Source organism: Rhodococcus sp. MALMAid1271 (genome assembly GCF_049195265.1).
In the GTDB taxonomy this organism is placed as follows: domain Bacteria; phylum Actinomycetota; class Actinomycetes; order Mycobacteriales; family Mycobacteriaceae; genus Rhodococcoides.
In genome coordinates this window covers 1-377 of record NZ_JBMIRQ010000068.1, presented here as the reverse complement: position 1 = coordinate 377, position 377 = coordinate 1, and the positions used below count along the sequence as shown (strand labels likewise).

Annotated in this window: 1 protein-coding gene; it reads right to left on the bottom strand. The window is 67.4% G+C overall.

Features of this window, described 5'->3' with window-relative positions:
- Positions 1 to 377 (bottom strand): HNH endonuclease (locus tag ACOQFP_RS10220; protein ID WP_421584247.1); only part of this gene is annotated, 377 nt, incomplete at both ends.

Genomic DNA, 377 nt, shown 5'->3' with positions numbered 1-377 from the left:
AGAGTAGGACGAGGTTGTTCAGGTCGGTGGGGCCGCCGTCTGCCCAGTGTCGGATGTGGTGGCCTTCGGTCCAGGCGGCGGGTGTGCCGCAGCCGGGGAACGCGCAGCCGTGATCGCGGGCGATCAGGGCGCGTTTCTGTGTGGAGGTGACGGTACGCATTGTGCGGGCGAGGTTGATCGGGTTACCGGTCTCGTCCATCACGATGGCGGTGAGGATGCAATCGCACGCCAGTTGTCGGGAGGTGGTGCGCGAGAGTGGTCCCATCCAGGGCAGCCACCCGACACTGGTGCCGTCACCGAACACGTCCCGATAGGCACCGCGATCCGGTGACGGTCCTGCGCCAGTAGCGGTGTCGCGGAGGTCGGTGAGGTCGCGG